Annotated in this window: 19 protein-coding genes and 1 tRNA gene; 7 read left to right on the top strand and 13 right to left on the bottom strand. The window is 69.9% G+C overall.

Features of this window, described 5'->3' with window-relative positions; genetic code table 11:
- Positions 1–26: 26 nt before the first annotated feature.
- Positions 27–1,829, bottom strand: coding sequence for a bifunctional metallophosphatase/5'-nucleotidase (locus tag ABEA82_RS32935; protein ID WP_345665386.1), 1,803 nt, complete (start codon positions 1,827–1,829; stop codon positions 27–29).
- Between the two features lie 165 nt (positions 1,830–1,994).
- Here ABEA82_RS32935 and ABEA82_RS32940 point away from each other — a divergent pair, with 165 nt between their 5' ends.
- Together ABEA82_RS32940 and pyk are read left to right on the top strand one after the other, a co-directional pair.
- Complete coding sequence (locus tag ABEA82_RS32940; protein WP_345665387.1) at positions 1,995–2,714, top strand: SIMPL domain-containing protein; 720 nt, start codon at positions 1,995–1,997, stop codon at positions 2,712–2,714.
- Between the two features lie 164 nt (positions 2,715–2,878).
- On the top strand, positions 2,879–4,315 hold the full coding sequence (gene pyk, locus ABEA82_RS32945) for a pyruvate kinase (RefSeq protein WP_345665388.1): 1,437 nt from the start codon (positions 2,879–2,881) through the stop codon (positions 4,313–4,315).
- A gap of 4 nt (positions 4,316–4,319) precedes the next feature.
- Here pyk and ABEA82_RS32950 read toward each other — a convergent pair whose 3' ends face one another.
- Together ABEA82_RS32950 and ABEA82_RS32955 are read right to left on the bottom strand one after the other, a co-directional pair.
- Positions 4,320–5,075 (bottom strand): transcriptional regulator, encoded by a 756-nt coding sequence (locus ABEA82_RS32950; RefSeq protein WP_345665389.1) that lies wholly within the window; start codon positions 5,073–5,075, stop codon positions 4,320–4,322.
- Between the two features lie 107 nt (positions 5,076–5,182).
- Positions 5,183–5,257, bottom strand: a tRNA-Leu gene (locus ABEA82_RS32955).
- 102 nt (positions 5,258–5,359) lie between these two features.
- On the opposite strand from ABEA82_RS32955, the gene ABEA82_RS32960 reads away from it, so the two are divergent.
- Positions 5,360–6,016: an ANTAR domain-containing response regulator gene (locus ABEA82_RS32960; protein WP_003989545.1), complete on the top strand. Its 657-nt coding sequence runs from the start codon at positions 5,360–5,362 to the stop codon at positions 6,014–6,016.
- Positions 6,017–6,087: 71 nt separating this feature from the next.
- Here ABEA82_RS32960 and ABEA82_RS32965 read toward each other — a convergent pair whose 3' ends face one another.
- The 8 genes from ABEA82_RS32965 to ABEA82_RS33000 all read right to left on the bottom strand — a co-directional run bounded on the left by ABEA82_RS32965 (position 6,088) and on the right by ABEA82_RS33000 (position 15,660).
- Positions 6,088–6,804 (bottom strand): ABC transporter ATP-binding protein, encoded by a 717-nt coding sequence (locus ABEA82_RS32965; RefSeq protein WP_345665390.1) that lies wholly within the window; start codon positions 6,802–6,804, stop codon positions 6,088–6,090.
- Positions 6,801–7,673 carry an ABC transporter ATP-binding protein gene (locus tag ABEA82_RS32970; protein WP_345665391.1) on the bottom strand — a complete coding sequence of 291 codons (873 nt, stop codon included), beginning with the start codon at positions 7,671–7,673 and terminating at the stop codon, positions 6,801–6,803. The genes ABEA82_RS32965 and ABEA82_RS32970 overlap by 4 nt, the downstream gene beginning before the upstream one ends.
- 5 nt (positions 7,674–7,678) lie before the next feature.
- Positions 7,679–9,490, bottom strand: a complete 1,812-nt coding sequence (locus tag ABEA82_RS32975) for a branched-chain amino acid ABC transporter permease (protein ID WP_345665392.1) — start codon at positions 9,488–9,490, stop codon at positions 7,679–7,681.
- A 4-nt stretch (positions 9,491–9,494) separates the two neighbouring features.
- Positions 9,495–10,424, bottom strand: a complete 930-nt coding sequence (locus ABEA82_RS32980) for a branched-chain amino acid ABC transporter permease (RefSeq protein ID WP_345665393.1) — start codon at positions 10,422–10,424, stop codon at positions 9,495–9,497.
- Positions 10,425–10,557: 133 nt separating this feature from the next.
- Positions 10,558–11,787, bottom strand: coding sequence for a branched-chain amino acid ABC transporter substrate-binding protein (locus ABEA82_RS32985; RefSeq protein WP_345665516.1), 1,230 nt, complete (start codon positions 11,785–11,787; stop codon positions 10,558–10,560).
- Between the two features lie 676 nt (positions 11,788–12,463).
- On the bottom strand, positions 12,464–12,658 hold the full coding sequence (locus tag ABEA82_RS32990; protein WP_345665394.1) for a hypothetical protein: 195 nt from the start codon (positions 12,656–12,658) through the stop codon (positions 12,464–12,466).
- Positions 12,659–12,835: 177 nt separating this feature from the next.
- Positions 12,836–13,324 (bottom strand): PaaI family thioesterase, encoded by a 489-nt coding sequence (locus tag ABEA82_RS32995; protein WP_345665395.1) that lies wholly within the window; start codon positions 13,322–13,324, stop codon positions 12,836–12,838.
- 56 nt (positions 13,325–13,380) lie between these two features.
- Complete coding sequence (locus ABEA82_RS33000) at positions 13,381–15,660, bottom strand: FdhF/YdeP family oxidoreductase (protein ID WP_345665396.1); 2,280 nt, start codon at positions 15,658–15,660, stop codon at positions 13,381–13,383.
- A 288-nt stretch (positions 15,661–15,948) separates the two neighbouring features.
- Between ABEA82_RS33000 and polA the strand changes: the two genes are divergently transcribed.
- Positions 15,949–18,675, top strand: coding sequence for a DNA polymerase I (gene polA, locus ABEA82_RS33005; RefSeq protein WP_345665397.1), 2,727 nt, complete (start codon positions 15,949–15,951; stop codon positions 18,673–18,675).
- Positions 18,676–19,203: 528 nt separating this feature from the next.
- Here polA and ABEA82_RS33010 read toward each other — a convergent pair.
- Complete coding sequence (locus ABEA82_RS33010) at positions 19,204–20,061, bottom strand: DUF4184 family protein (protein ID WP_345665398.1); 858 nt, start codon at positions 20,059–20,061, stop codon at positions 19,204–19,206.
- 362 nt (positions 20,062–20,423) lie between these two features.
- On the opposite strand from ABEA82_RS33010, the gene ABEA82_RS33015 reads away from it, so the two are divergent.
- The 3 genes from ABEA82_RS33015 (at position 20,424) to pgfA (ending at position 23,488) form a co-directional block, all read left to right on the top strand.
- Positions 20,424–22,196 carry a lytic transglycosylase domain-containing protein gene (locus tag ABEA82_RS33015; RefSeq protein WP_345665399.1) on the top strand — a complete coding sequence of 591 codons (1,773 nt, stop codon included), beginning with the start codon at positions 20,424–20,426 and terminating at the stop codon, positions 22,194–22,196.
- A gap of 139 nt (positions 22,197–22,335) precedes the next feature.
- Positions 22,336–22,470, top strand: coding sequence for an SPW_0924 family protein (locus tag ABEA82_RS33020; protein WP_345665400.1), 135 nt, complete (start codon positions 22,336–22,338; stop codon positions 22,468–22,470).
- Between the two features lie 25 nt (positions 22,471–22,495).
- Positions 22,496–23,488, top strand: a complete 993-nt coding sequence (gene pgfA, locus ABEA82_RS33025; RefSeq protein WP_345665401.1) for a cell envelope lipid trafficking protein PgfA — start codon at positions 22,496–22,498, stop codon at positions 23,486–23,488.
- Here the strand turns inward: pgfA and hrpB are convergent.
- On the bottom strand, positions 23,478–26,018 hold the full coding sequence (hrpB, locus tag ABEA82_RS33030; RefSeq protein ID WP_345665402.1) for an ATP-dependent helicase HrpB: 2,541 nt from the start codon (positions 26,016–26,018) through the stop codon (positions 23,478–23,480). The genes pgfA and hrpB overlap by 11 nt on opposite strands.
- Positions 26,019–26,056: the final 38 nt, after the last annotated feature.

Consider the following 26,056-nt stretch of genomic DNA (forward strand, 5'->3'; position numbering starts at 1 on the left):
CTCTGGAAGTGGCTCAGGAAGACGCCCTAGAAGACGGGCGTGCCGTTCCGCGTGAGCCTCCAGTCCACCGCCGCGAACTCGGCCGGATCGATCGACCCCTTCGCCTTCACCCAGGCGATCATGGTGTTGCGGATCTCGTCCGAGTTCGACCACAGCAACGGAGCGGCGGCGACATGCGGGAAGTTCCCGCCGCCGTTGGCCCGGTAGTTGTTCACGGCGAACACGAACTTCGCGTCATCCGCCAGCGGCTCGCCCCCGAACCGCACGTTCGTCACCCGAGAACCGGCCGGCTTCGCGATGTCGACCTCGTACGAAAGACCGCTCACCACGTCGTAGTTGTAGTCCGGCGTACCGTTCGCGTTCGTCAGCTTCGCCGGGTCCACCTGCGCGTCCGGCGCCGTCTGCACGTAGTAGTTCGCCGAGAACTCCAGGTACGCCTTCATCTGCGCACCCGTCATCAGCCGCGCCTCCAGCGTGTTCTCGAAGACGTACAGACCCGCCACGTCCCGGATCGTCACCTCACCCGCCGGGATCCGGGCGGACCGCGAGAAACACGCCGCCTGCGACAGCACCGGCAGCGCGGCGTGCTCCGTACCCGCCAGCGCCTGCTTCACCGTGTCCGCCTGGATGTGGTTGATCAGGTCGATGATCGGCACATCCTTGTACGGCGCCTCGGCCGACGTCATCTCCGCCGCGTTCGAGCCGATGACCTGGTTGACGTACGCCACGACCTTCTCGTGCTCGTCGGACAGCAGCCTCGTGATCGTCGGGTCCTCCTCCACCGTGTTGGAGTTCAGGACCTTCGCACCGACCTTCTCGACCTCCCAGCAGCCCTTCGCCCACACCAACTCGAAGTCGAACAGCGTCAGCCGCTGACCCCACTTCAGGGGCTCGGACAGCACGACCTTCTTGCCGGTCTTCTTGTTCGCGACGAAGTACTCGGGAATCTCCGTGTGCGCGTGCCCGACCAGGATCGCGTCGATCCCCGGCACCTGCTCCGCCACCAGAGCCGCCGCGTTCTCGATGTACGGCAGCTGGTCACCGTAGGACGACGTCCCCGACGAGCCACTGTGCGCCGACACGATGACGACGTCCGCGCCCATCGACCGCAGCTTCGGCACCCACTTCGCCGCCTGCTCCTCCAGACCCGGGAACGTCATCTTCCCCTGCACATTCGCCTTGTCCCAGATCGCGATCCCCGGGTTCGTCAGACCCAGCACCGCCACCTTCACATCCCGCCCGAACGGCGTACGCAGCCGATGCATGCTGTACGGCGCGAACGCCGGCCGCAGCGTCTTCGCATCCAACGCGTTCGCACCCAGCAGCGGGAATCGGCACTGCTGCTCGAACTTCCGCAGCACCGGAATGCCGTAGTTGAACTCGTGGTTGCCGAGCGCCGCCGCGTCGTAATCCATGGCGTTCATCGCCTGCGCCATCGGATGCACCGGGCCGCCCTTGGCCGTGATCGGATCGACCTTGGCGTAGTAGTACGACAACTGCGTGCCCTGGATGGTGTCACCCGCGTCGATCAACAGCGTGTTGCGGTGGCCCTTTTCCGCACGGATCCGGTTCACGAGAGTGGATACCTTCGCGAGACCCACGTCGTTGTGGTCTTTGTCGTCGAACTCCTTGTCCGTGAAGTAGTCCCAGTTGAAGACGTTGCCGTGCAGATCCGTCGTCCCCATCACGGTGAACGCGTACCGCTTCGCAGGCCGTCCGCCCCGCGTCTCGGCCGCCTGCGCGCCGGGCGCCCCGACCGCACCGGCCAGCGCCACCCCCGCCCCGGTCACGGCGGACTTCCCCAGGAACTTCCGGCGGTTCAACGGCATGTCTGGCTCTCCTCGCGGAAACTGTGAACGACGCGCGTAGATAACGCGCGTAGATTCTGACCCGATCAAGACCGGCAGCAACAGCCCCACCAAGGTTGCGATTAGATGACTCGGGATCGCCAGCCCCAGGCCTGCGACCGGCCAACACATGACAGAGTGGGGCGTATGAGCGCCCCCACCGGAGATGCCACCCCGCCCGCCGTCCCCTACGGCACACCCGACGCCCCGCGCATCGCCGTCCGCGGCGAAGCCCGCCTCGAAGTCGACCCCGAAATCGCCCGCATCGGCATCACCGTCGCCGCCCGCGGCCGCGACCGGCGCTCCGCCCTCGACGACCTCACCCGCCGCAACGCCGCCGTCCTCGACCTCGTCAAGTCCTACGGCGACGCCGTCGAACACCTCGAGACCGGCGCCTTCTCCATCACCCCCGAACTCGTCAAACACGGCCGCGGCGAACGCGTCCGCACCTACCACGGCAGCGTCCATGTCACCGCCGAAGTCACCGACTTCACCGCACTCGGCGAACTCACCACCCGCCTCGCCGACCTCGAACTCACCCGCGTCGACGGCCCCTGGTGGGCCCTGCGCCCCGACTCACCGGCCCACCGCGAAGCCCGCAAAAAGGCCGTCGGAGAAGCCGTCCAGCGGGCCCGCGAATACGCCGAAGCACTCGGCACCTCCCTCGCCGCCCTCGTCGAACTCGCCGACATCGGCGCCGAGAACGGCCCGCCCGCCTACCCCCAGGCCCCCGGCCGCGCACGCTCCATGGCCTACGGCTCAGCCGCCCCCGACACCGCGGCCGCCTCCCTCGACCTCGAACCCCAACGCCAGCGCGTCCACGCCCAGATCAATGCCCGCTTCACCATGGTGCCGCCACAGCTCTGAGCACCCTGGCGCAATTTCCGAAAACGCGACCGAATTCCCCCCGGGTGCTCATCGGAGCACCCGGCCGCACAATTCAACACTTGTCGATAACGCTTCATGCAACGTCCGGCGACTAGTCACTCGCGACCAATTCTCTACCCGTCGGTAACTCTTAGGCTCGGGCCATGCGCCGAGCAAAAATCGTCTGCACACTAGGGCCAGCCACCGACTCGTACGACCAGATCAAAGGCCTGGTCGACGCCGGAATGGACGTAGCCCGCTTCAACCTCAGCCACGGCTCCCACACCGAGCACGAGGAGCGATACCGCCGGGTACGAAAGGCAGCCGACGAGACCGGCCGCAGCGTCGGCGCCCTCGCCGACCTTCAAGGCCCGAAAATCCGGCTCGGCCGCTTCACCGAAGGCCCCGTACTCCTTGAACGCGGCGACACCTTCACCATCACCGTCGAAGAAGGCGCCCAAGGCGACCGCGACAGCTGCGGCACCACCTACGCCGGCCTCGCCACCGACGTCACCACCGGCGAACGCATCCTCGTCGACGACGGCAAGGTCTGCCTCGAGGTCACCGAAGTCGACGGCCCCCGCGTCCACACCACCGTCCTCGAGGGCGGCGTCATCTCCGACCACAAGGGACTCAACCTCCCCGGCGTCGCCGTCTCCATCCCCGCCCTCTCCAAAAAAGACGAGGACGACCTCCGCTGGGCCCTGCGCACCGGCTTCGACGTCATCGCCCTCTCCTTCGTCCGCACCGGCCGCGACATCCAGGACGTCCACCGCATCATGGACGAGGAGGGCCGCCGCCTCCCCGTCATCGCCAAGGTCGAGAAACCACAGGCCGTCCAGAACATCGACGACATCGTCGCCGCCTTCGACGGCATCATGGTCGCCCGCGGCGACCTGGGCGTCGAAATGCCCCTCGAACAGGTCCCGATCGTCCAGAAGCGCGCCATCAAACTGGCCAAACGCAACGCCAAGCCGGTCATCGTCGCCACCCAGATGCTCGACTCGATGATCGACAACTCCCGCCCGACCCGCGCCGAGGCCTCCGACGTCGCCAACGCCGTCATCGACGGCACCGACGCGGTGATGCTCTCCGGCGAGACGAGCGTCGGCAAGCACGCCATCGAGACGGTCCGCACCATGGCCCGCATCATCGAAGCGGCCGAGGAAGACATCCTCGCCAAAGGACTGCCACCCCTGACGGAACGCAACAAACCCCGCACCCAAGGCGGCGCCGTAGCCCGAGCAGCCGCCGAAATGGGCGACTTCCTCGGCGCCCGCTTCCTGGTCGCCTTCACCCAATCGGGCGACACCGCCCGCCGCCTCTCCCGCTACCGCTCCCCGATCCCCCTCCTGGCCTTCACCCCTGACCAGGCCACCCGCTCCCAACTCAGTCTGACGTGGGGTGTGGAGACGTTCCTCGGCCCCTGCGTGGACTCCACGGACGCGATGGTCGACCAGGTCGACGAACTCCTCCTCCGCTCGGGCCGCTGCCGACAGGGCGACACGGTCGTCATCACAGCGGGATCCCCACCCGGTGTCTCCGGCTCGACGAACATGGTCCGCGTCCACCACATCGGCGAGGACGACACCCCGGAGTAGCCCGTCAGTACTTGGGACCGACGTGGGCGTCCATGAGGGCCACGGAGGCTCTGCGGGCGACGGAGATGTTGAACGGGTTGCCGTGGCGAGTGCAGTGCGTCCACTCGACGCCGAGCTTGTCCAGGGTGTCGGTGTAGAGCCGTCGGATGTCCTCGGAGACGTTGGTGAAGAAGTACCGGGGATACTCGTAGCGCTTCCGCTCGCCGGCGACCAGGCGGGTCGTCCAGTTGGTGATCCGGCAGCCGTCCGAGTGAATGAGCCCCCGGACGAATTCCCAAGGGTGGGCATCGACGATGGCTTGCTGCCAGGGTTCGAGGGCGATGCGGCGTTCGTGTTTCTTGCCGGGGCCGTGCTGGGGGAAGAACACCGGCCAGCATCGGAAATAGCTGGTGACCGCCACGCAGCCCTGCTTCTGCGCGACGTAGACGCCTACATCGGGGCGCACCTTCCCGATGGCCTCGCGGCATTCCTCGATGAGCCCCGGCCAAGCGTCCGCACAAGCGATCCTGAGGTAGTAGCCGCCGCGGGGGTGGGCGCTGATGCAACCGTCTCCGAGGTAGAGGCCCAGTAGGTAGGCGTACGCGCGCTCGTCGGCGGGTGGCCCCGGGTCTGGAGGCGTCACGCGGGGCCGCGGCTCGAGGCGGTTCTGCCAGGAGCGGATAGCGGCCCGTGAGATGCCTGTGTCACGGCTGACCGAGTTCAGGCTGCGGCCTTGGGCAACCAGTGCGAGCGCTCGCTTGCGTGTGCTGAGGTCGTACATGGGGGCCACTGTGGAGCTGTGATCACGTCGACACGCAGCAAAAAGTGGATGTTCACGAGAACGTGGACATCCACTTGAAGATGGTGACCTTGGAAAGGAAGGAAAAGTGCCCCGGGTCGGACTCGAACCGACACTGTATGGGTTTTGAATCCATTGCCTGCTGCCAATTGGGCTACCGGGGCCCAGTGAATCGAAGGTTTACCTCCACCCACTGCCTGACCACCATACCGCAGCTAGGTACGCTCTTGGGAGCAGTACCGGCCTGCCCCTACCAAGGAGCCCACGTGAGTGCCCCCGAGTCGCCCCAGCCTGTTGACGTGCCTGAAGAGGACAAGTCGCACGTGCCTCCGATGACGACGCGGGTCGTCATCGCTGAGGACGAGGCCCTGATCCGGCTCGATCTGAAAGAGATGCTGGAGGAGGAGGGGTACACCGTCGTCGGTGAGGCCGGGGACGGGGAGCAGGCGGTCGAGCTGGCTCGTGAGCACCGCCCCGATCTCGTCATCCTCGATGTGAAGATGCCGAAGCTGGACGGTATCTCCGCGGCCGAGAAGATCGCGGAGGAGAGCATCGCGCCGGTGCTGATGCTGACCGCTTTCTCGCAGCGTGACCTGGTGGAGCGGGCGCGGGATGCTGGTGCCATGGCTTACCTGGTGAAGCCGTTCAGCAAGACCGATGTCGTGCCGGCGATCGAGATGGCCGTTTCGCGTTTCACTGAGCTGAAGGAGCTGGAGAAGGAGGTCGCGGACCTCACGCTTCGGCTGGAGACGCGGAAGCTGGTGGACCGGGCGAAGTCCGTCCTGCAGACCGAGTACGGGCTGTCCGAGCCGGCCGCGTTCCGGTGGATCCAGAAGACGTCGATGGACCGGCGGATGTCGATGCAGCAGGTTGCGGAGGCTGTCATTCAGGATGCCGAGGAGAAGAAGGCCGGCAAGGGCTGATCAGCGAGTACGCACAGGCGAGGCCCGCCCCCGGCTGGGGGCGGGCCTCGTCGTGTGTCCGGGTGTGGGGGTCAGTCCTCGCCGAGGTAGGCCTTGCGGACGGACTCGTCGTGCAGCAGGTCCTGCCCGGTGCCGGAGAGGACGATGTTGCCGACCTCCATGACGTGGCCCTGGTCGGCGAGGGAGAGCGCTGCCTGGGCGTTCTGTTCGACGAGCAGGATGGTGGTGCCCTGGGATTTGAGCTCCGAGATCGTTGCCATGATCTTCTGCATCATGATCGGGGAGAGTCCCATGGAGGGCTCGTCGAGCATGAGGAGCTTGGGCTGGGACATGAGGGCGCGGCCCATGGCGAGCATCTGCTGTTCGCCGCCCGACAACGTGCCCGCCGCTTGCTTGCGGCGTTCCCCGAGGATGGGGAAGAGGTCGTAGGCGCGCTGGATGTCCTTCTCGATGCCTTCCTTGTCCTTGCGGAGGAATGCTCCGAGCTGGAGGTTCTCGGCGATGGTGAGGCGGGGGAAGATGTGTCGGCCTTCGGGGGAGTGGGCGAGGCCGAGGGCGACGATCTTGTGGGCGGGGACCCCGTTGAGGGGCTGTCCGTCGAAGAGGATCTTCCCGGAGGTCGGCTTCAGCAGTCCCGACAGTGTGCGCAGGGTTGTCGTCTTGCCGGCGCCGTTGGTGCCGATGAGGGTGACGACTTGGCCGGCTTCGACGCTGAAGGAGATGCCTTTGACGGCTTCGATCTTGCCGTAGGAGACCCGGAGGTCTTCGACCTCGAGCAGTGCGGTCACTTGGCGTCTCCCTTGGTGCTGCTGGTGCTGCTGGTGGTGCTGGGCGCCTCGGCGGCGGCTTCGGCGGCTTCGACCTCGGCGGCTTCGGCTTCGCCGGGGTCGCCTTCAAAGGGCTCGCCGAGGTAGGCGGCGATGACGCGTTCGTCGGCCTGGACGACCTCGGAGGTGCCTTCGACGAGCTTCTCGCCCTGGACCAGGACGGCGACCCGGTCGCTGAGGTTGAAGACGAAGCGCATGTCGTGCTCGATGAGGAGGACGGCGATGCCCTTGTCGCGGATGGCGAAGACGAGTTCTTCGGTGGCCCTGGTCTCCTGGGGGTTCATGCCGGCGGTGGGCTCGTCGAGGAGCAGCAGGCCGGGTTCGGAGGCCATGGCGCGGGCGATCTCGAGCTTGCGCTGTTCGCCGTAGGGGAGGTTGCGGGCGAGGTGGTCGCGCTTGTGGGCGAGGCCGATGAACTCGAGGAGTTCCATGGCGCGTTCTTCGCTGGCGCGTTCGGCTTTCTTGAAGCCGGGGCCGCGCAGGAGGGCGGACCAGAGGCCTTCCTTGGTGCGGGTGTGGCGGCCGACGAGGACGTTTTCCAGGACCGTCATGTTGGAGAACAGGCGGATGTTCTGGAAGGTGCGGGCGATGCCGGCCTGGGTGACCAGGTGGGGCTTGGGCGGGAGGACGGTGCCCTTGTAGGAGACGGTGCCCTCGGTGGGGACGTAGAGGCCGGTGAGGCAGTTGAAGAAGGTGGTCTTGCCGGCGCCGTTGGGGCCGATGAGGCCGACGATCTCGCCGGCGTTGACCGTGAAGTCGACGGAGCGTACGGCGGTGAGGCCGCCGAAGCGCATCGTGACGTCGCGGGCTTCGAGTACAGGTGTGGTCATGGTGGTTACGCCCCCGCCTTGGTGACGGCCGGTTCGTCGGTCAGCGTGGTCTGTTTGGGTACGTCGAGTTGGCCGGTCTCGTGGAATTCGAGCTGGCGCCGGCGGTTGGCGATGATGCCTTCGGGGCGGAAGCGCATGAGGAGGATGAGCGCGATGCCGAAGGCGAGGAGGGACTTGTCCTGGAGGAAGACGAGCTTCTCGGGGAGCAGGTAGAGGAGTGCCGCGCCGAGGAGCGGGCCGGCGACCGTGCCCATGCCGCCGAGGACGACCGCGGCCAGGAGGAACGCGGAGTTGGGCGGGGTGGAGCCGGCGAACTGGTACGGCGTGGGGACCACGCTGTAGGTGACGTGGGCGCTGACGGTGCCGGCGAGGCCGGCGAGTGCGGCGCCGAGGGCGAAGGCGATGAGCTTGACGCGGAAGCCGTTGATGCCCATGGCGGTGGCGGCGGTCTCGTCTTCGCGGATGGCGATCCAGGAGCGGCCGATGCGGGAGTCGGAGGCACGCGTGTAGACCAGGACCACGATGGCCATGATGAGGACCATCAGCAGGTAGTAGTTGGCGAATCGGCCGAGGGTGAATCCGCCGATGTCGTGGGCCTGGCCGAAGTTGAATCCGAAGAGGTTCAGGTCGGGGATGGCGGGGATGCCGTTGGGGCCGTTGGTGACGTCCGGTCCGGAGTCGCCGTCCATGTTGTTGACGGCGATGCGGAAGATCTCTCCGAAGCCGAGGGTGACGATGGCGAGGTAGTCGCCGCGCAGTCGCAGGGTGGGGGCGCCGATGAGGACGCCGAAGACGAGGGAGGCGGCGGCGCCGGCGAGGGCGGAGGCCCAGAAGGGCAGGTGGACGCCGGAGAAGGTGGAGAACTCGGAGCCGGAGACCAGGGCGGCGGTGTAGGCGCCGACGCCGAGGAAGGCGACGTAGCCGAGGTCGAGGAGCCCGGCGAGGCCGACGACGATGTTGAGGCCGAGGGCGACGGTCCCGAAGATCAGGATGTTGACGCCGATGTTGGCGTAGTGGTCGTCGGTCTGGGTGAAGGGGAAGGCGATGGCCGCGGCGAAGCCCATGGCGAGGGTGAAGCTGCGGTTGGCCGCGAGCAGTTGGGAGAACCGGTCGAGGAGGCCGGCGGTGTGCAGGGCCCACATGGCGAAGACGACGACGAAGAGGTAGCCGATGAAGAGTTCGCCGTATTCGGTGTCGATGCCGTAGGTGAAGACGCCGAGGCCGACGATGGTGACGGCGGTGATGACGGCCCGCTGGATCCAGGGTGCGGTGGCCTGGGCGGCGGGGATGTGGTCGGGCTTGGCGATGTAGGCCTTGAGGGCTGCCTTGGTGCCGTCGGTGCCGGTGCTCTCCTGGGGGAGGGCGAAGGCGCCGATGACGGGCAGGAGGGAGGCGACGGCCGCGATCCAGCCGCCGGGTTCGAGGTTGACGACGCCGCCGAGTTCGATGCTGATGGCGATGACGGTGAACCAGGTGACGGCGAATCCGCCGAGCGCGTTGAGGACGAGCGGCGCGTTGTTGCGGGCGGGCAGCAGCCAGCCGAGGCCGCGGACGCCGTATCCGGCGAGGGCGAAGAGTGTGGTGAGGACGCCGGCGGTGAAGGTCAGCCACTGCAGGCCGCCGGGGTAGCCGTTGATGGTGAGGTCGCCGGGGAATTCGTCGGTCCAGGTCCAGGCGAGGAACGCGGAGGCGGCGGTGGCGATGCCGCCGGTGAGCAGCAGGGCGCGGGCGGCGGCCGCGGGCAGCCCGATGAGGCCGCGTGGTGCGGGCGTCGTGGGGGCGGCGTCGGGTGCGGGGGTCTTGGTCGTCTCGGTCATGTGATCACGCCCTGTCCGCGACGCGCTCGCCGAGCAGGCCCTGTGGCCGGAACAGCAGCACGAGGATGAGGAGGCAGAAGGCCCAGACGTTCGCCCAGCTCTGGCCGCCGAGCTGGTTCATGCCGGGGATCTCGTCGATGTAGGCGGAGGCGAGGGTTTCGGCGATGCCGAGGACGACGCCGCCGAGCATGGCGCCGTAGATGTTGCCGATGCCGCCGAGGACGGCCGCGGTGAAGGCCTTGAGGCCCATGAGGAAGCCCATGCGGTAGTCGACGTTGCCGTACTTGAGTCCGTAGGCGACGGCGGCGACGGCGGCGAAGAAGCCGCCGATGGCGAAGGCGATGACGATGATGCGGTTGGTGTCGATGCCCATGAGCTGTGCGGTGTCGGGGTCCTGTGCGGTGGCCTGCATGGCGCGGCCGGTGCGGCTGCGGCGTACGAAGATCGCGAGGGCGGCCATGCAGAGGACGGCGGCGAGGATGAGGAAGATGTCGGCGTCCTTGATGGTGATGGAGCCGATGTCGTGGGTGGCGTCGAGGCCGGGGAAGGCGCGGGCGCGGTCGGCGCCGGGGTAGAAGTTGCGGACGACTTCCTGGAGGGCCAGGGAGAGGCCGATGGCGGTGATGAGCGGTGCCAGGCGTGGTGCTCCGCGCAGGGGGCGGTAGGCGAACCGTTCCGCTCCGACGGCGATGAGGATCGCCACGAGTGCGCCGCCGATGAGCATCAGGGGTACGGCGATGGCCATCGAGGTGCCGTCGGGCAGGATGTAGAAGTAGACCGTGAGGGCGCCGAAGGCCCCGGTCATGAAGATCTCGCCGTGCGCGAAGTTGATGAGCTGGACGATGCCGTACACCATCGTGTAGCCGATGGCGATCAGCCCGTACATCGAGCCGAGAAGCAGCCCGTTGGCCAGCTGCTGCGGCAGGGTGTTCACCGCATGGCCTCCATGTCGCTGGTGGTCGTGTGCACTGGATGCGTGCGTGGTCGAGTGTGGGGGTGTGAAAACGGGCCGCGCGGTCGGGGTCCTCCTCCCGCGCGGCCCGTGGTGCGGCTCTTGGGGGCCGGGACTACTTCAGGTCGGCGGTGCCGGTTTCGACGTCCTTCCAGGCGCCCTTCTCGACCTGGTAGACCGTCAGCTGCTTGTTGGTGGTGTCGCCGTACTGGTCGAAGGAGACCTTGCCGGTGATGCCTTCGAAGTCGGACTTCTGGACTCCGTCGACGACCTTGGAGCGCAGGTCGTTGATGTCGGTGGGGACCTTGCCGCCGTTGGCGTCGGCCGCGGCCTTGACGGCCTTGATGATGGCGGTGGCGGCGTCGTAGGCGTAGGCGCCGTAGGCGCCGTAGTCGCCCTTGTAGCCCTTGTCCTTGTACGTCTGGATGAACTGCTTGGCGGCGGGCAGGGTGTCGGCGGGGACGCCGATCGCGGTGGCGAGGTCGCCCTCGGAGGCCTTGCCGGCGGCCTCGATGTAGGTGGAGGCGAACATGCCGTCGCCGCCGAACAGCGGGATCTTGACGCCGGTGTCCTTGAGCTGCTTGGTGATCAGCGCGGACTCGTCGTACTGGCCGCCGTAGTAGAGCAGGTCGGCACCGGAGTTCTTGATCTTCGTGACGAGGGAGCCGAAGTCCTTGTCACCGGTGTTGACGTGGTCGGTCGCGACGACCTTGCCGCCGTACTTCTTGTACTGCTCGGCGAAGATCTTCGCGAGGCCGGCGCCGTAGGTCTGCTTGTCGTCGACGACGAAGGCCTTCTTCTTCTTGAGGCCGTTGTACGCGTAGCCGGCGGCGAAGCTGCCCTGCAGTTCGTCGGTGGTGGCGGTACGGAAGTACGTCTTGTACGGCCGCTTCTTGTCCGTCTGCCAGTTCTTGCCCTGGGTCAGCTCGGGGTTGGTGTTGGCCGGGGAGATCTGGACCATGTTGGCCGAGGCGAACACCTGCTGCATCGTCTGGGCGACGCCGGAGTTCAGGGGGCCGACGGCGCCGACGGCGGTCTTGTCGCCGACGATGCTGGTGGCGTTGGACTGGCCGGTGGCGGGCTGCGCCTTGTCGTCCAGGGCCTTGAGCTTGAACTTCACGCCCGGGACCCAGTTGTTCTTGTTGGCGTCGTCCACGGCGATCTGGGCGCCGTACTGGATGCCGAGGCCGGTGGTGGAGTTCTCACCGGACAGGGGGGCGTCGACGCCGATGGTCAGTGTCGTGCCGCTCCCGCTGTCTCCGCCCTTGTCACCGCTGTCGTCTCGGGAACCGCAGGCGGTGAGAGTCAGAGCTCCGGTCGTGAGAACGGAGGTAAGAATCACCAAGGAACGCTGTCGCACAATCAGTCCTTTCACAGGCAGGCCCCGCCCTGGTCGGGGGGTGAGTGCCGCGCTGGTACCGAACTCCCGATGGAGCGGTGACTGGCCGTGACTCTAAGCCCGGGGTCAGGGCAGGGTCAGCGGCGCGGGCTGGCTTGTGACTTTCTTGTTATGACGCGGTGGATGCCCGGTCTCGGCGGCAGACCCTCTCGGCGGGTTTGGTGGATTTTCGCCGAGGTCCGCATTCTGAGAACTCGCACTTCCGGTTGGCCTTGACTGAGATCGTGCGGTTGCCGGGATGGGGGCGGCGCGCACGGGATCGGAAAGGTCCCGGGGCCGGGTGCGGCCGGAGATGAAACTGTGGTGTTGTATTGCGCGCGCGTTACGGAGCGTTACGTAGAGAGAGGGGTTGTCCGCTTCCCGGAGAGTTCCCGGTACTCGGAAGCGGCTATTCCGGCGGGGCCTCTGTGAACGGTGATCTTGAATCCGAACCGGTCTGTTCTCATGGGGGAGTTACGGGTGCCCCGCCGTTTCGGGCGGTGCGCGATGCGGCGCGGTTCCGGGGTTACGGCAGCTTCACGAACGGCGCGAGGAAGGCGCGGGCGCCGGGGGTATTGCAGGCGGTACGTCACGTTGGTGGCATAGCGGAGGGTGTCGCCGGTGACGGTGGTCGAGGCGACGTTCAGTCCCTGCGGGCCGAGTCTGCCGAGCCGGCCGGCGGTGGGGAGGGTGGCCGTGTGAAGTCCCAGCGTGCCCGGGCCTCGGGGGTGGGCAGCTGGATCGCGGCGATGTGGTGGGTGCCGGAGGCGGGCCCCGGGTGGTCGGGGTGCGTGTGGACGGTGCCCGGGACGGCGACGGGGGCGGCCTGCGCGAGCACGGCGGCCCTGGCCGACGCGGTGACGGCGAAGGGGCGTGCGGAGGTCAGGAGAGACCCTTGGGCGGGTGGGACGGGTCTTCTCCTGTGGGGGTGGGGCGCCAGTGAAGCCTCCGGGGGCGGCCGCGACGAGAGCGCGCCCGCCCCTCCAGGGTTTTCCTTACGTCCGGAGCGTCCTGGTCAGCCCGCGGAGCGGATGAGCTCCTCGTCGGCCGGCCGCACGTCCCGCAGCATGCAGGTGAGCCGTGCGGTGCACACCCGCTTGTCGTGCTCGTCGGTGATGACGATCTCGTACGTGGCGGTCGAGCGTCCCCGGTGCACGGGTGTGGCCACGCCGGTGACCAGGCCGGAGCGCACCCCGCGGTGGTGGGTGCAGTTCAGGTCGACGCCCACGGCGATCTTGGAGCTGCCGCCGTGCAGCATCGACCCGATCGAGCCCAGCGTCTCGGCCAGCACCGCGGAGGCCCCGCCGTGCAGCAGGCCGTAGGGCTGGGTGTTGCCCTCGACCGGCATCGTCCCGACGACCCGGTACGCCGACGCCTCGGAGATCTGGACGCCCATCCGGTTGCCGAGGTGGCCCGCGGAGAAGAGGGCGAGGAGGTCCACTCCGAGCGCCGCGTACTCGTCGATGACCTCTTGCGGGAACTTCACATGCTGCTGCTCACCCATGGGGCCCGGCTCCGTTCGTCCTCATCGCTCGGCTGCGTCTCTCGCTGAGCGAACGCTCAGTCGGTGGCCGATTGTTCCAGACGCACCACGACGGACTTGCTGGCCGGGGTGTTACTGGTGTCCGCCGTGGCGTCCAGCGGCACCAGCACGTTGGTCTCCGGGTAGTACGCGGCGGCGCAGCCCCGGGCCGTCGGGTAGTGCACCACGCGGAATCCGGGCGCCCTGCGCTCCACGCCGTCCTTCCACTCGCTGACCAGGTCGACGTAGCCGCCGTCCGCCAGCTTCAGGGCCCGGGCGTCCTCGGGGTTGACCAGCACGACCCGGCGGCCGTTCCTGATGCCCCGGTAGCGGTCGTCGAGGCCGTAGATCGTGGTGTTGTACTGGTCGTGCGAGCGCAGTGTCTGCAGCAGCAGGCGGCCCTCGGGCAGCTCCGGGTACTCCACGGGCGCGGCGGTGAAGTTGGCCTTGCCGGTGGCCGTGGGGAAGCGGCGCTCGTCGCGCGGGGCGTGGGGGAGCGCGAAACCGCCGGGCCGGGCCACGCGCGCGTTGAAGTCCTCGAAGCCGGGGATCACGCGCGCGATACGGTCCCGGATCGTCGCGTAGTCCTTCTCGAACTCCTCCCAGGGCGTGGCGCTGCTCTCGCCCAGCACGCGGCGGGCCAGGCGGCAGACGATGGCCGGCTCGGACAGCAGCTGCCGGCTCGCGGGCTCCAGCCGGCCCCGGGAGGCGTGCACCATGCCCATCGAGTCCTCGACGGTCACGAACTGCTCTCCGCTGCCCTGGAGATCACGTTCGGTCCGGCCGAGCGTCGGGAGGATCAGGGCCCGCGCGCCGGTGATCGCGTGCGAGCGGTTGAGCTTCGTCGACACGTGCACGGTCAGCCGGGCCCGGCGCATGGCCGCCTCGGTGACGTCCGTGTCGGGGGAGGCGGAGACGAAGTTGCCGCCCATGGCGAAGAAGACCTTCGCCTCGCCGTCGCGCAGGGCGCGGATGGCCCGTACGACGTCGTAGCCGTGCTCGCGCGGAGGGGCGAAGCCGAACTCCTTCTCCAGGGCGTCCAGGAACGCCGGGGCGGGGCGCTCGAAAATGCCCATGGTGCGGTCGCCCTGCACGTTCGAGTGGCCGCGCACCGGGCACACGCCGGCGCCCGGGCGGCCGATGTTGCCGCGCAGGAGGAGGAAGTTGACCACTTCGCGGATCGTGGGAACGGAGTGCTTGTGCTGGGTGAGGCCCATGGCCCAGCAGACGATGGTGCGCTCGGAGGCGAGGACCATGCGGAGGGCTTTCTCGATGTCCTCCTGGGTCAGGCCCGTCGCCTTGAGCGTCTCGTCCCAGTCGGCGGCGCGGGCGGTCTCGGCGAACTCCTCGTAGCCATGGGTGTGTTCTTGGACGAACGCCTCGTCGACCGCGCCCTCGGTGTCGAGGATCAGCTTGTTGAGAAGCCGGAAGAGGGCCTGGTCGCCGCCGATGCGGATCTGGAGGAACAGGTCGGTGAGGGCGGCGCCCTTGAGCATGCCCTGCGGGGTCTGCGGGTTCTTGAACCGCTCCAGTCCCGCCTCGGGCAGCGGGTTGACGCTGATGATCTTCGCCCCGTTGGCTTTGGCCTTCTCCAGGGCGGAGAGCATGCGCGGGTGGTTCGTGCCCGGGTTCTGGCCGGCGACGATGATCAGGTCGGCCTTGTACAGGTCCTCCAGCAGGACACTGCCCTTGCCGATGCCGATGGTCTCGGAGAGCGCCGATCCGGACGACTCGTGGCACATGTTCGAGCAGTCGGGCAGGTTGTTCGTGCCGAGCTCGCGGGCGAAGAGCTGGTAGAGGAACGCGGCCTCGTTGCTGGTGCGGCCGGAGGTGTAGAAGACGGCCTCGTCGGGGGAGCCGAGGGCGGCGATCTCCTCGGCGACGATGTCGAAGGCGCGCTCCCAGGTGACCGGCTCGTAGTGCGTGCCCCCGTCGGGCAGGTACATGGGGTGGGTGAGGCGGCCCTGCTGTCCCAGCCAGTAGCCGCTGCGGCCGGCCAGGTCGGCGACCGGGTGCGCGGCGAAGAACTCGGGCGTCACCCGGCGCAGGGTGGCCTCCTCGGCGACGGCCTTCGCGCCGTTCTCGCAGAACTCCGCCTTGTGCCGGTGCTCCGGCTCGGGCCAGGCGCAGCCCGGGCAGTCGAAGCCGTCCTTCTGGTTCACGCTCAGCAGTGTCAGCGCGGTGCGCTTCACACCCATCTGCCGCTGGGCGATGCGCAGCGTGTGCCCGATCGCCGGGATCCCCGCTGCCGCGTGCTTCGGGCCGGCGACCTGTGGCGCGTCCTGAACCGGATCACTCTTGGGCGGCTTCGACACCATCGCACGCTCCCCTTCGACTGCGCAGTGAGGTCCGCGTCAGATCCTCGCACGGGGTGGTGACATCGGTGCCGGGGCGGGGGCGGATACGGGCCGGGTGTGTGCACGGGCACACAGGGCGACGTCCGGGGTTCTCACCCGGTGAGCTTCGTCGGCGGCGGGGGGAGAGGGGCCTTCGGCTGGGGGAGAGGGGCCTCCGGCTGGGGGGAGGGGCCGGCTGCGCTGTCCCGGGGTGCCGGTCGGCGTCGGGGGCGGGGCCGAGTGTCAGTGGGGCGTGGCAGGATCGGGGGCGTGGCAGAGACAGCATCGAAGACGACCGACAAGACCTCCGGCGGCAGCCGCCCGCGACTGATGCTCATGGACGGGCACTCGCTGGCCTACCGTGCGTTCTTCGCGCTGCCCGCGGAGAACTTCACCACCGCGACGGGCCAGCCGACGAACGCGATCTACGGCTTCGCGTCGATGCTGGCCAACACGCTGCGTGACGAGGCGCCCACGCACTTCGCGGTCGCCTTCGACGTCTCCCGCAAGACCTGGCGGTCGCAGGAGTTCACGGAGTACAAGGCGAACCGCTCCAAGACGCCGGACGAGTTCAAGGGCCAGGTCGACCTGATCTGCGAGCTCCTCGACGCGATGGGCGCGGCCCGCTTCGCGGTGGACGGCTTCGAGGCCGACGACGTCATCGCCACCCTCGCCACCCAGGCCGAGGCCGAGGGTTACGAAGTGCTGATCGTCACCGGCGACCGCGACTCCTTCCAGCTGGTCAGCGAGCACACCACGGTGCTGTATCCCACCAAGGGCGTCTCCGAGCTGACCCGCTTCACCCCGGAGAAGGTGTTCGAGAAGTACGGGTTGACGCCCGCCCAGTACCCCGACTTCGCGGCCCTGCGCGGCGACCCCTCCGACAACCTCCCCGGCATCCCCGGCGTCGGTGAGAAGACCGCCGCGAAGTGGATCAACCAGTTCGGCTCCTTCGCGGAACTCGTCGAGCGCGTGGAAGAGGTCAAGGGCAAGGCCGGCCAGAACCTCCGCGACCACCTGGAAGCGGTCAAGCTCAACCGCCGGCTCACCGAGCTGGAGCGCCAGGTGGAGCTCCCCAAGGGCGTCACCGACCTGGAGCGGGCCGCCTACGACCGCAAGGCCGTCGCGATGGTCCTGGACACCCTGGAGATCCGCAACCCCTCGCTGCGCGAACGCCTCTTCGCCGTCGACCCCGGCGCCGAGGAGGCCGAGACCACCCCGATCAGCACCGACGGCGTCCAGCTGGACGGCACGGTGCTCGGCACCGGCGAGCTCACCGGCTGGCTCACGGAGCACGCCACCCAGCCCCTCGGCGTCGCCACGGTCGACACCTGGGCACTCGGCACCGGCTCGGTCGCCGAGGTCGCGCTCGCCGCCCCCGGCGGACCGGCCGCCTGGTTCGACCCCACCCAGCTGGACGAGGCCGACGAGAGGGCCTTCGCGGCCTGGCTCGCCGACGCCGCCCGGCCCAAGATCCTCCACAACGCCAAGGGCGCCATGCGCGTCTTCGCCGAGCACGGCTGGAGCGTCGAGGGCGTCACCATGGACACCGCGCTCGCCGCCTACCTGGTCAAGCCGGGCCGCCGCTCCTTCGACCTGGACGCGCTCTCCCTGGAGTACCTGCACCGCGAGCTGGCCCCCGCCGCCGAGGCCGACGGCCAGCTCGCCTTCGGTGAGGACGAGGGAGCCGAGGCCGAGGCCCTGATGATCCAGGCCCGTGCCGTCCTCGACCTGGGCGAGGCCTTCGAGAGCCGCCTGGAGGAGGTGGGCGCCGCCGACCTCCTGAGGGACATGGAGCTGCCCACGTCCGCGCTGCTCGCCCGTATGGAGCGGCACGGCATCGCGGCCGACCGGGCCCACCTGGAAGCCATGGAGCAGATGTTCGCCGGTGCCGTCCAGCAGGCGGTGAAGGAGGCCCACGCCGCGGCCGGGCACGAGTTCAACCTGGGCTCGCCCAAGCAGCTCCAGGAGGTCCTCTTCGGCGAGCTCGCCCTGCCCAAGACCAAGCGCACCAAGACCGGCTACACCACGGACGCGGACGCGCTCGCCTGGCTCGCCGGACAGACGGACAACGAACTGCCGGTGATCATGCTCCGCCACCGCGAGCAGGCCAAGCTCCGCGTCACCGTCGAGGGCCTGATCAAGACGATCGCCGCCGACGGCCGTATCCACACCACGTTCAACCAGACGGTCGCCGCCACCGGCCGCCTGTCCTCCACGGACCCGAACCTGCAGAACATCCCGGTCCGCACCGACGAGGGCCGGGCGATCCGCCGCGGCTTCGTCGTCGGCGAGGGCTTCGAGTCCCTGATGACCGCCGACTACAGCCAGATCGAACTGCGCGTGATGGCCCACCTCTCCGAGGACGAGGGCCTGATCGAGGCGTTCACCTCGGGCGAGGACCTGCACACCACGGCCGCCTCCCAGGTCTTCGCGGTCGAGCCGACCGCGGTGGACGCCGAGATGCGCCGCAAGATCAAGGCCATGTCGTATGGCCTGGCCTACGGCCTCTCCGCCTTCGGCCTCTCCCAGCAGCTGAACATCGAGGCGGCGGAGGCGCGCGCCCTGATGGACGCCTACTTCGAGCGGTTCGGCGGCGTACGGGACTACCTGCGCCGGGCGGTCGACGAGGCCCGGGCGACGGGCTACACCGCGACGCTCTTCGGACGCCGCCGCTACCTCCCCGACCTCAACAGCGACAACCGCCAGCGCCGCGAGGCGGCCGAGCGGATGGCACTCAACGCGCCCATCCAGGGCACGGCGGCCGACATCGTCAAGATCGCCATGCTGAAGGTGGACAGCGCGCTGAAGGAGGCCGGCCTGACCTCCCGCATGCTGCTCCAGGTCCACGACGAGATCGTGCTGGAGGTCGCCCCGGGGGAGCGCGCGACCGCCGAGGAACTCGTCCGCCGCGAAATGGCGAACGCGGTCCAGCTCCGCGTCCCCCTGGGCGTCTCGGTGGGCTCGGGCCCGGACTGGGAGTCGGCAGCGCACTAGTACGTTCCCGGAGCGGGTGAGACGGGGCCCTCGGCAGGAGCACGGCCGAGGGCACCCGCCAGTGGCAGCCGGGGGAGCCCCGATGTCGGACGCGTCACTCGCGTGGCCCCCGAGAAGGCGCCCGTGCTCCCGGCGGTCGCAAGGATGCGGGCATGGGCATACGCACGCTCCTCCGCCGCACGGCAACAGGCGTGGCACCCCCGCAGGTCCCGCCCTTCGCGGTCGCCGCGAGCACGGTCCGCGTCCCCGCCACCTTCACTCCGGCCCTGCGCCGGGCGACGGAGGACCTACGGCGGCACCTGGCCCCCACACGGGGACCGGTAGGCATCACCGGCGCGGACACGCCCACCGCGCCAGGCCCGGGCATGCCCGCTCACCTGGGCGACACCGAAGCGGTCCCCGGCAACGCCAGGGCCTCTCTCAGCCGTCCTCGCCCCTGGGCCGGCCTGGCCCGCGGCTGTCTGACTCTCGTCCTCGCGCTGTCACCACGGTCCCGCCCCGCGTTCGTCACGACGGCCACCGGCCCTCTCAGCGGGCGGCCGGACGGCTCGGCTCCGCGTCGTCGGCGCGGCCGGGACCGGCCGGGACCGGGACCGGACGGCGCACCCTGACCACCAGGCCGTACAGCAGCAGCGCCGGAACCAGCCCCGCGCCCGCGCCGAAGCACACCGTCGGAATGATCTCCCAGGGCTTCGCGACCGAGCCCCAGTAGGCCCACCAGTGCGAGGCCCGCTGCACCGCCCCCAGCAGCGCGAAGCCACCGATCATCGCACCGGCCGCCCACCGGTCCCGCGCCGCCAGCACCGGGACCCCCACCGGCTCGCGCACCGGAACCCGCCGCAGCCCGTACGCCACGAACACGACGAGCACGACGGCGGCGACCGCCGAACCGCCGTACTGCAGGTACCAGTACAGCGGCGAGCCCGCCACCTCCCGGCCCAGCACCGGGAACAGCCGCATCCCCCACCGGTCCAGGTGCGTGAACGCGTCCCACACGACGTGCGTCAGCGCACCGAGCACCGCCGACACGTACCACCGCACCACCAGGGACGGCCGCACCCGCGCGCGTGGCACCCCGCACCGGAGCAGCGCGGCCACCCGCCCCTGCCGGGCCCGCGGCAACAGCGCCACCAGCGGCTCGCGCACCAGCAGCCACAGTCCCACCAGCACCCAGGCGATGAGCACATCGACCGTGAACACCCCCGCCAGGGAGTGCGTGACGTCACCGAACTCCATCGCCCCGGACACCGCACTCGCCGCGTAGTAGGTCATGTCGGGCGCGAAGGAGCCCGCCACGAGCACAGCCGGAACCAGCGGCCCCCGGCCGGTGCCGTCGGCGCGTACGGCGGGCAGCACGGCCGCGGCATGGCTCAACGTGAACGGCAACTCGGCTCCTCGTGACGGTCGTTGCCCGGGCGGTCGGAGGGCCCAGTATGCGGGATCGCGAACACCGGCCGCCCGCCACGCCCGCCACGCCCGCCACATGACCAAGTGGTGAAAATCGGTCACAACGGGTGCCCGAGCAAAGGAAGTTGTCGTAGGGTCGCCAGGGTCACCGTGCCCGGGACCGGAGAAACACGGGCCGGAGAAACACGGGCCGGAGGGCAACCACTCGGCCCCCTCGGTCGTCACAACAGAGCGAACGCAACAGAAGACCGCGAACGCAACACGAGCGTGCGAACGCGGAACAGCAGCGCGCGACACACGGAGAGAAGGGCGCTCGGGCGCCCACGGGAGGGGTTCACTCTATGGCGGCGCAATTCGGCAGGAGGCTGCGCAAGGGGGCGGCAACCACCGCCGTGGCCGCGGTAGCGGTCGCGGCCCTGTCCGCCTCCCAGGCTCCGGGTGTGAACGACCACGGCAGACGGAGCGCCGCGGACGCCATACCCTCGCCCGACGCGAGCACCTCCGACGGCAGCGCCACCGGCAACTCGCCCTACTACACGGACCTGCCACCGCTCAACAGCCCGAACCCGTCACCGAGCACCGGAACCGGCCCCGTCACCCCCGGCACCACCGAGGCGGGCATCCCCGCCACCGTCCTCGACGCCTACAAGAAGGCCGAGACCGCCCTGCGCGACGCCAAGCCCGGATGCAACCTGCCCTGGCAACTCCTCGCGGCCATCGGCCGGGTCGAGTCGGGTCAGGCCCGCGGCGGCCGCGTCAACGCCGACGGCACCACCACCTCACCGATCCTCGGCCCGCAGCTCGACGGCAACGGCTTCGCCCTCATCAAGGACACCGACAACGGCGCCTACGACGGCAACAGCGACTACGACCAGGCCGTCGGCCCGATGCAGTTCATCCCGTCCACCTGGGCCTGGGCGGGCCGCGACGGCAACGACGACGGCAAGAAGGACCCCAACAACATCTACGACGCCGCGCTGGCGGCCGGCCACTACCTGTGCCGCGGCAACTGGGACCTCTCCGACCAGAGGGACCTCGACCGCGCGATCCACAGCTACAACAACTCGCGGGAGTACCTGAACCTCGTCATGAGGTGGCTGGAGTACTACCGCAAGGGCACGCACGAGATCCCCGACGGCACCGGCACCCTGCCCGACAACCGCAGCGACAACGGCGCCGGGACGAGCCCCACGCCCTCCTCACCTTCCACACCCTCCACGCCGAACTCCCCGAACACGCCGGGCTCCCCGAACACGCCGGCTCCGGGCGGCTCGACGCCCACGCCCAGCCCCAGGCCCGAGAAGCCCGGCGGGGGCGGCACGACCCCGAAGCCCCCCACCACCCCGCCCACCACCCCGGGCACGCCGCCCACGACGCCCCCCACCCCCACCGACACGGTGGACCACCTGGAGGACGCCGGGACCGCGAAGCTCACCGCCATGGCCGGCGACGCGTTCGGCAAGCGGATCAGCACCCGTGCCGAGACGAAGGCCGGCGAGGCCGTCGGCAAGGTCCGGATCCGCTTCACGATCCTCGGCGACACGGACACCACCTTCACCGGCGGCGAAAGCGTCGCCACGGTCGCCACCAACAGCTCCGGCGTCGCCGTAGCGCCCGCCTTGCAGGCGGGGGAGAAGACGGGTGGAGTCACGGTCCGCGCCACCGTCGTGGGCCGTACGGTCCCGGGCCTCGACTACAAGGCCACCGTCACCGAACGCGCCGCCGACAAGCTCGTCCGCACCGGTGACGCGGCGCTGACCTGCACTCCGGGCGGCGAGTTCGCGAACCAGGTCGAGGTGAAGGCCACCTACCAGGGCGCCGTCGCGGACGGTGTCGCCGCCACGGCCACGCTGATCAAGTCGGCGGACGACCCGACCGCCGACGACAAGGGCCCCTACTTCAAGGACGCCGACGGCAAGGCCGTACGCACCCTGACGGCCCTGAAGACGGACGCCAAGGGCCTGCTGAAGCTGCCGAAGCTGTACGCGGACGACACCACCGGCACCTTCCTGCTCCGGATCAGCACAGCGGGCGGCGCGACCCTCACCGTCGAACTGACCGTGGCGGCGGCCGAGACCTCCTCACCGAGCCCGTCGGCCGGCACCGGCGCCTAGCCCCCGCGTCACGGCACACGAAGCCCCTCCTCCAGGGAGGGGCTTCGTTGTGTGTGCAACGTGTTCTCATCTCCGCCGCCCGTTGCTACGGTGCCAGAAACCTGACGGTGTATCAGCTCCGCCCGTGGGGAGGCCCCATATGCGCACCCTCGTCGCCGCCGCCACCGGTCTCGCCGTCGCGCTCGCCGTGGTCCTGACACTGACCGCCCTCGGCACCCCCTCCGGCGGGACGTCCCCGAAACCGCTGCTGACGACGGTGCCCGCACACCCCTGACCGCCCGCCCGGGAGGGAGACCGAGATGCGCCGCAAGGCCGGCCTGGTCCTGCTCGCCCTCGCCGTGTTCTTCGCGGCGCTGTCCCCGCTGCTGCGCTGGTACGCCTTCCCGCGCCTCGCCAAGGTCCCCGCGAACCAGTACCAGGACATGGTCCTGGAGGCGAAGGACGCCACCCTCCTCGACTACGCCACGATGCGGGCGAAGAAGGTCTCGAAGGTCACCATCGTCCAGACCCTCAAAGGCGACGTGGAGGCCTCCGAGCGCATCGAGGAGTCGGCCGGCCGGGACGTCGTCGTCTGGGACGGCCTGTCCTACGTCGTCGGCCCCGACGGCGAGATGGTGTCCGAGATCCCCGAACGCTACATCTTCGACGCACACACCCAGGACCCCGTCCACGCCACCGGCGAGATGGTCGACGGCGACCCGGTGCGCCGCCAGGGCATCGAGTTCAAGTGGCCGTTCCTGACGGAGAAGCGGGACTACGAGTACTTCGACGCCCAGGCCCGCGTCACCGCCCCCATCCACTACAAGGGCACCCAGGACTTCCGCGGCCTGGAGGTCTACTACTTCGAGCAGACCATCCCCTGGACCAAGGTGAGGATCCCCAAGACCCTGCCCGTCGAGGGCCTCACCCCCGAGGCGGTCGCCGGGACCGGCACGACCCGCTGGTACACCACGGTCCGCAAGTTCTGGGTCGAACCCCTCACCGGCGCCCCCGTCTACGGCGAGGAGCTCCACCGGGAGGAACTGCGCGGCGGCACCCTCCTCGGCGACCGCGACAAGGTGACGGCGTTCGCCGGACACGTGAAGATGCGCGAGGACTACATCGATCACACGGTCGACCTCGTCAAGTCCAACCGCACCCTGGTCCTGCTGATGACGTCGTACCTGCCGTGGGGCTTCCTGGCCCTGGGCCTGTCGCTCCTCACCCTCTCCCTCTATCTGGAGGTTCGCGGCCACAGGCCGGCCGGCCGCGCCGCCACGGAGACCGAGGAGCCCTCGACGGTCAGCGCCTGAGCCGGGCGTTGGTGTGCCGGGTCGGCTCGGCGGTGGCCGGGTCCTCGGGCCACGGGTGTTTCGGATACCGCCCGCGCAGCTCCGCCCGTACGCCCTTGTAGCCGTCCTTCCAGAAGGAGGCGAGGTCGGCGGTGACCGCGGCCGGCCGACCGGCCGGGGACAGCAGATGGACCAGCAGCGGCACCCCGGCGACCCGCGGTGACTCCTGGAGCCCGAACATCTCCTGCAACTTCACCGCGAGCACCGGCTGCTCGGGCCGGGACCAGTCGATCCGGATCCTCGACCCGCTCGGCACGGTGATCCGCTCCGGAGCGAGTTCGTCGAGCCGGCCCGCCTCCCCGGAGGCCCAGGGCAGCAGCCGCGCGAGCGCCTCCCCGGCGTCGATCCGCGCCAGATCGGCCCGCCGCCGGGCCCGGCTCAGCTCCGGCTCCAGCCACTCCTCCACGCGCGCGTGGAGCGCCTCGTCGCTCACCTCGGGCCAGGGCTCGCCGACACGCAGCCGCAGAAACGCGAGCCGCTGCCGCAGGACCCCCGCCTCGGCCGACCACCGCAACAGCCCGAATCCCTCCTGTCGCAGCCCGTCGAGCAGCGCGCCGCGCACGAGGCCGGGGTCGGCGTCCCTCAGCGGCCGCACCGCCAACTCCACGGCCCCCAGCCGCTCCACCCGCCGGGCCACGACGTCCCCGCCGTCCCAGCGCACCTCGTCCCGTTCGTCGAGCAGCGCACCCGCGGCGAGCCGGGCCACGTCCTCGTCGACGACGGCTCCCGACTGCACGCGCGCGTGCCCCCTGCCGACGGGACGGTCGGCGACGGCGACGGCGATCCAGGGGGCATCACGCAGTCCACTCCCGTCACCGACCTCGGCACGGGTTCCGGAGACCATGAGATACGAACCGCCGTCTGCCTTGGCGACACGCTCAGGAAAGGCGAGAGCGGCGACCAGGCCTACGTGCCGATCCCCGGAGAGATCGCCGAGGCCCGCGGCCCCCGCCTCTGGAGGCAGGTCACGCGTGGGCGGGTGGGAAAGTCCGGCAACAACGGCCCGCAGCCGCCGAACCTCACTCCGCCACCGCGAGGAATAGGCGTCACCCCCACGCCGGGCACTTCGCAAGGCACCCGCCAGATCATCGCCGTACTCTCGAGGCGCCTCCTCACTCAACAAGGCGACGACCTCGACGGCCCGCTCGGCCCCCACCCACGGCATCGAGTCGACCAGCGCCCGTCCCAACCGGGGATGAAGCCCCAGCCGCGACAGGGAGACTCCCCGCTGCGTGGCCCGCCCGGCGGAGTCGATCGCCCCCACCGCCGCCAGCACATCCCGCGCCGCCGCCATCGCCCCACCCGGCGGAGGATCCAGCAGCGCCAGCCCCGACGCGTCCGGATCCCCCCAGCACGCCACCTGCAACGCGAACGCCGTCAGATCGGCCACCTTGATCTCCGGCGACGGGAAACGCGGCAGCCGCGCGTCCTCGGCCTCCGCCCAGCACCGGTACACCGCCCCCGGAGCCTCACGCCCGGCCCGGCCCGCCCGCTGCCGCCCGGCCGCCTGCGACGCCCGCACCGTCGTCAGCGCGCTCAGCCCCCGCGCGTGGTCGACACGAGGCTCCCGCGCCAGCCCGGAGTCGACGACCACCCGCACGCCGGGAACCGTCAGCGACGACTCCGCCACGGACGTCGTGAGCACCACCCGCCGCCGCTCCCCGCCGGCCAGCACCGCGTCCTGCACGGCCGCCGGCGCCCGCCCGTGCACCTGAAGCACCTCGACGTCCCCGAGGCCGGCGAGCTGCCCGGCGACCCGGGTGATCTCCCCGACGCCCGGCAGGAAACACAGCACGTCCCCGTCCCGCTCGGCCAGCGCCCGCCGCACCACCGACGCGACATGGGTGAGCAGCGCCGGGTCGACCCGCATCCCGTGCGGCGGACGTACGGGCCGCACCGGCGGCGCCCAGACGACCTCCAGCGGATGCGAGGACCCCCGCGCCTCCACCACCGGCGCCCCGCCCAGCAACCGCGCCCACCCCTGGGCGTCGGTCGTGGCCGAGGCCGCCACCAGCCGCAGCTCCGGCCGCAGCGTCTGCCGTACGTCCCACAGGAACGCCGCCGCGGTGTCCGCGTCCAGATGCCGCTCGTGGCACTCGTCGAGCAGCACCACGTCGACACCGGCCAGCTCCTGGTCCCGCTGCAACCGCTGCACCAGCACACCGGTGGTGACGACCTCCACGCGCGTGTGCCGCCCGACGACCCGTTCCCCGCGCACCGTGTAGCCGACGCTCTCGCCGGCCTTCTCGCCGAGCAGCCACGCCATCCGCCGTGCCGCCGCCCGGGCCGCGATCCGCCGCGGCTCGGCGACGACCACCCGCCGCCCGGGCCCCTCCCCGAGCAGCCCCGCAAGCTCCAGCGGCACCAGCGTCGTCTTGCCGGTGCCGGGGGGCGCCACGAGAACGGCGGTGCCGTGCCCGTCCAGCGCCTCGGTCAGATCGGGCAGGGCACCACGTACGGGAAGGGCTTCCAGGGCGTCGTAACGGATCACGCCCCCAGTGTCGTACGCCCGCACCATGAAGAGGGGCG

It is taken from the genome of Streptomyces venetus, from assembly GCF_039540295.1.
GTDB classification, from domain to species: domain Bacteria; phylum Actinomycetota; class Actinomycetes; order Streptomycetales; family Streptomycetaceae; genus Streptomyces; species Streptomyces venetus.